Source organism: Kineococcus siccus (assembly GCF_009906795.1).
Lineage (GTDB): Bacteria > Actinomycetota > Actinomycetes > Actinomycetales > Kineococcaceae > Kineococcus > Kineococcus siccus.
On the sequence record NZ_JAAALN010000255.1, the window covers coordinates 1 to 5,320 of the forward strand.

A 5,320-nucleotide genomic window follows, 5' to 3' on the forward strand; every position below is an offset into this window, starting at 1 on the left:
CCTAGCTCCAGGGCCTGCGAGAGGGCGTCCAGCGTGTCGACGTCGCGGCGCAGCGTGGGCAGCGCGAGCGTCACGCGCCGGGCGCCGGCGGCCTCGTGGGCGGCCGCGGACCCGGCCCCGAAGCGGTGGGGCACGCAGCCGTCGCGGTGTGCGAGCAGCACGCTGCCCGAGCCCTCCGCGTCGGTCACCAGCGCCGGGCCGTCCACGGTGGCCGCGGCCCGCAGCGCGGCCCCGAGGTCGGCGGGCGTCAGGCAGGGCAGGTCGGCCACGAGGACGGCCACGGGGCCGGGGGCGAGGCTCGCGAGCCCGGCCGAGACGGCGACGGACAGCCCCGGGCCGCCCGCGCTGACGGTGGCCGCGCCCGCGCGGCGCGCCTCGGCGGCCACGGCCGGGTCGTCGGTCACGCACACCACGAGGCCGACCTCCGGCGTCGCCAGGCACGCGGCGAGGCAGTCCAGGGCCATGGCGGTGGCGATCGTGCGGCGCTGGGCGGCGGCCAGGGTCAGGCGCGACTTCGCCTCGGGACCCCCCTTGACCGGGACCACCACGCGCCAGCGACTACCCGCCTCCATGCGGGGAGTCTCCCCCACGCCGCGGGCGGGCGCGTCCGGGGTCCACCGCGCCCGGGCGCAGGCGGCTCCCCGGTGTGGGACGGGCGGGGCGGGCGGAGCCGGCGGCCGGTGCCTACGCTGGCGGCGTGGCGACCTCCTCCCCGACCGCGCGCGACGCCTCCCGCACCAGCGAGCCCGCCCGCCGCGTGGTCCGCGCCGCGGTCACGGCCCAGCCGCTGGTCGTGGACGAGCACGCGGGCCTGGTGGGGGACCGGGCCGCGGGCGCGGTCGTGACCTTCTCGGGCGTCGTCCGCGACCACGACCACGGCCGCCACGTGCTGGACCTGGAGTACGTGGGGCACCCCAGCGCCGCCGACGTCCTGGCCCGCGTCGTGGCCCGCGTGACGGCCGCGTGCGACGTCGACGCCGTGGCCGTCAGCCACCGCCTCGGTCGCCTCGCGATCGGCGACTGCGCCCTCGCCGTCGCGGTGTCCGCCGCGCACCGGGCCGAGGCCTTCGAGGCCTGCGCCCGGCTCGTGGACGAGGTCAAGGAGCACCTGCCGGTCTGGAAGCAGCAGCACTTCGGCGACGGCACGTCGGAGTGGGTCGACTGCCCCTGACCGGGTCGCTCGTCCCGGGGCCCGGGCCGCGGCGGGCGCTCGTGCGGTGGTTCAGCCGCCCGCGAAGGGCGGCAGGACGTCGAGCGTGCCGGCCTCGCCGAGCACGGTCTCGCGACGGGCGGCCGTGGCGTCGAGCAGGAACGACGAGGCGGAGAGGACGCGGGTGAGCGCCTCGCCGCCCTCCGCGGCCAGCCTGTCGAGCAGCTCGCCGAGCGGGGCGGTCGGGGAGACCTCGACCTTCCGCTCCTCGCAGCCAGCGGCCGCGGCGGCCCCGGCGAAGTAGCGCACGGTCAGCAGGTGGGCCACGGTCAGCCTCCGATGGAGCTCATGGGCCGGGTGGGGTGCAGGAACCCGGGGTCGTCGATGTCGTGGCCGGGGAGCTTGCCCCACATCGCGGCGCGCCAGGTCGCGGCCAGCTCGGCGTCGCTCGCCCCGGCCCGCATCCGGTCGCGCAGGTCCGTCTCGCCCGTGGAGAACAGGCAGGTGCGCACCTGGCCGTCGGCCGTGAGGCGCGTCCGGTCGCAGTCACCGCAGAACGGCCGGGTGACGGAGGCGATGACCCCGACGGTGCCGCTCAGGCCGGCGCCGTCGTCGACGGCCCAGGTCTCCGCCGGAGCAGCCCCGCGGCTGCCGTCCGGCTGCGGGGTGAGGGTGAACGCGGCGCCGAGGGCGCCGAGGATCTCCTCGCCGGTGATCATGTCGCTGCGCTGCCAGGTCCCGTGCGGGTCCAGGGGCATCTGCTCGATGAAGCGGAGCCGGTAGCCCTCGCGCAGCGCCCAGCGCAGCAGTGCGGGGGCCTCGTCGTCGTTGGTGCCCCGCAGCAGCACGGCGTTCACCTTCACGGGAGCGAGGCCCGCCTCCTGCGCGGCGCGCGCGCCCGCCAGGACGTCGTCCAGCCGGTCACGGCGGGTGATGGCAGCGAACCGCCGGGCGTCGAGCGTGTCGAGGGAGACGTTGACGCGGCGCAGGCCGGCGCGCGCCAGCCCCTCCGCCCGTCGCGCGAGGCCGATGCCGTTCGTGGTCAGCGAGGTGCGCACGGGGTCGCCGGCCGGGGTCCGCAGCGCCGCGGTGGCGGCCACGATGTCCTCGAGGCCCTTGCGCAGCAGCGGTTCACCGCCGGTGAAGCGCACCTCGCGCACCCCGAGGTCGCGGACCGCGACCGTCACCAGCCGCACCACCTCGTCGTCGCCCAGCTGCGCGGTGCGCTCCATCCACGGCAGGCCTTCGGGAGGCATGCAGTAGTGGCAGCGCAGGTTGCAGCGGTCGGTCAGCGAAACCCGCAGGTCCCGCGCCGTCCGGCCGTGGGTGTCCACCAGGTCGCCGGAGGCGTGGCGGGGGTGGGCCCGGTCCGCCCCGGGGTCGGGTCGACGCACGGCGGGGACTCCGAGGCCGACGATCGTCACGTCCCCAGGGTAGGCGTCCCGCGCGCAGCGGCCTGTTCGGCGCCCTCTCGTCACCCGGACGATCGTCCAGGTGACGCGCAGTCCAGTTCTCGGCTCGTGTGCCGATGACATCTGGGTTAAGGTCAAGGTGAACAACAGATGAACGTGAGGTTCTCCATGAGCAACGTGCTGACGACCACCAGCCCCACGAGCGCCCGCCGGGCCGCTCCCGAGGCCTCCTGGGTGACGGTGCGCGACGAGCGCGACCGGCCCCACCTCGAGCTCCGCTGGGCCCTGCCCGGCGCGAGCGCGGTCGAGGTGCCGCAGGCCACCCCCCTGCACCACGCCGCCTGACGGCGGCCGGCGGGCTCGTCGCTCCGCTGCCGACCGAGCACAGGCCGGTGGAGGAAGCCCCTGACGGGGCCGCGCCCGACCGCAGTGCGTGTGCAGGCATGTGCGGGACACGGACGCCCGGGGCGCAAGCCGCCGGGTCTCCCCGCGTCGCCCCCGCAGCCGTCCGCTGACGTCGGCTCAGGCGGTGAACATCCTCGTGTTCGCGGCCTCCACGTCGGCGTACTGCTGGCCTGCGGTCGCGAGCGCCCGCTGGATCTCCTCCAGCGACAGCCGCACCCGCTCCTGCGTCGCGCGCCACTGCGCGGTGACCGACTGGAAGCCCGTGGCCGCCTGGCCCTTCCAGCTGGCCTCCAGGGCCTGCAGGTTGCGCAGCATCCCCTCGGTCTCCGCGGCGATCGCCGTCGACGACGTCTGCACCGCCAGGCTGGCGCTCGCGACCTGCGCGCTGTCGACCTGGAACGTGCTCATGGCAGTCTCCTCACCGCGGATGGTCCGCACCGGCTGGCCCGGGAGGAGTCGTCCTCCCCGGTGCCCGCGACGTTAGGCAGTCGGGGGAGTCGCGTGCAGCCGCCGTCCACAAGCCCCGGCGCCCGGCCCGTGAGCCCTCTCCTGTGGACCCGGCGGCGCGCATGACCGTCCTGGTGGACGCCGCCCGGTACGCGGCGCACGGCCGGCTCTGGGCCCACCTCGTCAGCGACACCTCGCTCGAGGAGCTGCACGCCTTCGCGGCCGCGCTCGGCCTGCCCGAGCGCTCCTTCGAGGGTGACCACTACGACGTCCCCGCGGACCGCGTCGCCGACGCCGTCCGGGCGGGCGCCCGGCCCATCACCACGCGCGAGGTGCTGGTGCGCCTGCGGGCGGCCGGTCTGCGCACGCCCAAGCGTCGCGGCGAGAAGGTCCTCGCGAGCACCCCGGTCACCGACGGGGGCCCGGTGCACCGCGTCGACCTCGTCCGCGGCGCGCACGTCCCCGGCCCCTGCGACGCGCACCTCGTGGTCACCGCGGACGGCGAGCAGGTCGCCGTGGTGACCGACGTCGGAGGGCGCCGCGTGCTGGGCTTCCGCCGCACCTGGTCGCGCACGCCCGAGGGTGTGCGGGTGCGGCACGAGGGCGTCCTGCTCGCCGGGCCCGCCGACGGGGCCCCCGCCGCGGGGCGGTCAGCCGCCGCGCCGGCGTGGTGCCGGCCCCTTCTGCCCTGACGGACCGCGGACGCAGCAGCGCCCCCGGCGGGGAGCCGGGGGCGCTGCGCCGTGCAGCGCCGTGTCAGGGCTGCGCGTCCGCGGGACGCGCGGTCAGGGTGGCGTTCAGGGTGACCGCGTTGCCGTCCCGCACCACCGTCAGGGCGACCTCGCTGCCCACGGCCTTGCCGCGGATGGTCGCGGTGAGGGAGTCGAACCCGGTGACCGGAACCCCGTCGACCGCCGTGACGACGTCGCCGGCGCGCACGCCGGCGGAGGCGGCCGGCGTCCCGGCCGTGACGTCCGCGACCTGAGCGCCCGTCCGGCCCGCCCCGTCCACGGTCACCGTGGCCGGCTGCTGCGCGAGGCTGACGCCCAGCCACGCGTGCTGCGCCGTGCCGGACTTCACGAGCTGGTCGGCGATGAGCTTGACCTCGTTCGACGGGATCGCGAAGCCCAGGCCGATGCTGCCCGACTGCGCCTGGCTGCTGCTGCTCCCCAGCGAGGCGATCGAGGAGTTGATGCCGATGACGCGCCCGGAGGAGTCCACCAGCGCGCCGCCGGAGTTGCCCGGGTTGATCGCCGCGTCGGTCTGGATCGCGTTGGTGGCGGCCGTCTCCCCCGTGGTGGGGCTCTGCCCCCCGCCGAAGGGCGACGACGGCGCCTGCTCCGGCGCCTCCTGCTGCGTCAGCACGGGACGGTTGACCGCCGACACGATGCCGGTGGTCACGCTGCCGGCCAGGCCGAGCGGGTTGCCCAGCGCCATGACGGACTGCCCGGGCACCACGTCGTCGGAGTTCGCGAAGGTCGCGGGCGTCAGGTTCGACGGGCCGTTCTGCAGCTGGATCACCGCGAGGTCGGTCGCCGGGTCCGTGCCGACCACGGTCGCGCCGTACTCCCGGCCGTCGGACAGCGTCACCGTGATGGTGGCTCCCGCCCCGGCCGCGGCGACGACGTGGTTGTTGGTCACGATGCGGCCCGAGGTGTCGTAGACGATCCCCGAGCCCTCGCCCTCGCCGGCCTGGGAGGTCACGGTGACGGACACGACGCTGGGGGACACGGCGTCCACCACGGACTGCCAGTTGGTCGTCGTCTCGCTCACCCCCTGCACGGGGACGCGCGTCTGGCTCGCGACGGTGCCGGTGCCGCCGTCGTTCGTGCCGAAGGCGCCCACCAGGGAGGCGGTCAGCGCGCTCGCCGCCACGGCGCTCGCGACCGCCACGCCCGTCACGCCG

Annotated in this window: 7 protein-coding genes and 1 pseudogene; 3 read left to right on the forward strand and 5 right to left on the reverse strand. The window is 76.6% G+C overall.

Features of this window, described 5'->3' with window-relative positions; all coding sequences use genetic code 11:
- Positions 1-572: 2-phospho-L-lactate guanylyltransferase (gene cofC, locus GTR02_RS19395; protein ID WP_166609127.1), on the reverse strand; the 572-nt coding region annotated here is incomplete at its 3' end.
- Positions 573-697: 125 nt separating this feature from the next.
- Between cofC and GTR02_RS19400 the strand changes: the two genes are divergently transcribed.
- Entirely contained in the window at positions 698-1,171 is a 474-nt protein-coding gene (locus GTR02_RS19400; RefSeq protein ID WP_338073935.1) for a molybdenum cofactor biosynthesis protein MoaE, read from the forward strand.
- Between the two features lie 51 nt (positions 1,172-1,222).
- On the opposite strand, the gene GTR02_RS19405 is transcribed toward GTR02_RS19400, so the two are convergent.
- Together GTR02_RS19405 and moaA are read right to left on the reverse strand one after the other, a co-directional pair.
- The gene (locus GTR02_RS19405) at positions 1,223-1,477 is read right to left on the reverse strand and encodes a MoaD/ThiS family protein (RefSeq protein WP_338073936.1); all 255 of its coding nucleotides are present in this window, start codon (positions 1,475-1,477) and stop codon (positions 1,223-1,225) included.
- Positions 1,478-1,479: 2 nt separating this feature from the next.
- Positions 1,480-2,574 (reverse strand): GTP 3',8-cyclase MoaA, encoded by a 1,095-nt coding sequence (gene moaA / locus GTR02_RS19410; RefSeq protein WP_338073937.1) that lies wholly within the window; start codon positions 2,572-2,574, stop codon positions 1,480-1,482.
- A gap of 156 nt (positions 2,575-2,730) precedes the next feature.
- Here moaA and GTR02_RS19415 point away from each other — a divergent pair, with 156 nt between their 5' ends.
- Positions 2,731-2,907, forward strand: a complete 177-nt coding sequence (locus GTR02_RS19415; protein WP_166609130.1) for a hypothetical protein — start codon at positions 2,731-2,733, stop codon at positions 2,905-2,907.
- 177 nt (positions 2,908-3,084) lie between these two features.
- On the opposite strand, the gene GTR02_RS19420 is transcribed toward GTR02_RS19415, so the two are convergent.
- Positions 3,085-3,375 carry a WXG100 family type VII secretion target gene (locus GTR02_RS19420; protein WP_166609131.1) on the reverse strand — a complete coding sequence of 97 codons (291 nt, stop codon included), beginning with the start codon at positions 3,373-3,375 and terminating at the stop codon, positions 3,085-3,087.
- Positions 3,376-3,536: 161 nt separating this feature from the next.
- On the opposite strand from GTR02_RS19420, the pseudogene GTR02_RS24975 reads away from it, so the two are divergent.
- Positions 3,537-3,794, forward strand: a pseudogene (locus GTR02_RS24975) (DUF4031 domain-containing protein); the annotation flags it as partial.
- A 376-nt stretch (positions 3,795-4,170) separates the two neighbouring features.
- On the opposite strand, the gene GTR02_RS19430 reads toward GTR02_RS24975, so the two are convergent.
- Positions 4,171-5,320 (reverse strand): S1C family serine protease (locus GTR02_RS19430; protein ID WP_205709638.1); only part of this gene is annotated, 1,150 nt, incomplete at its 5' end.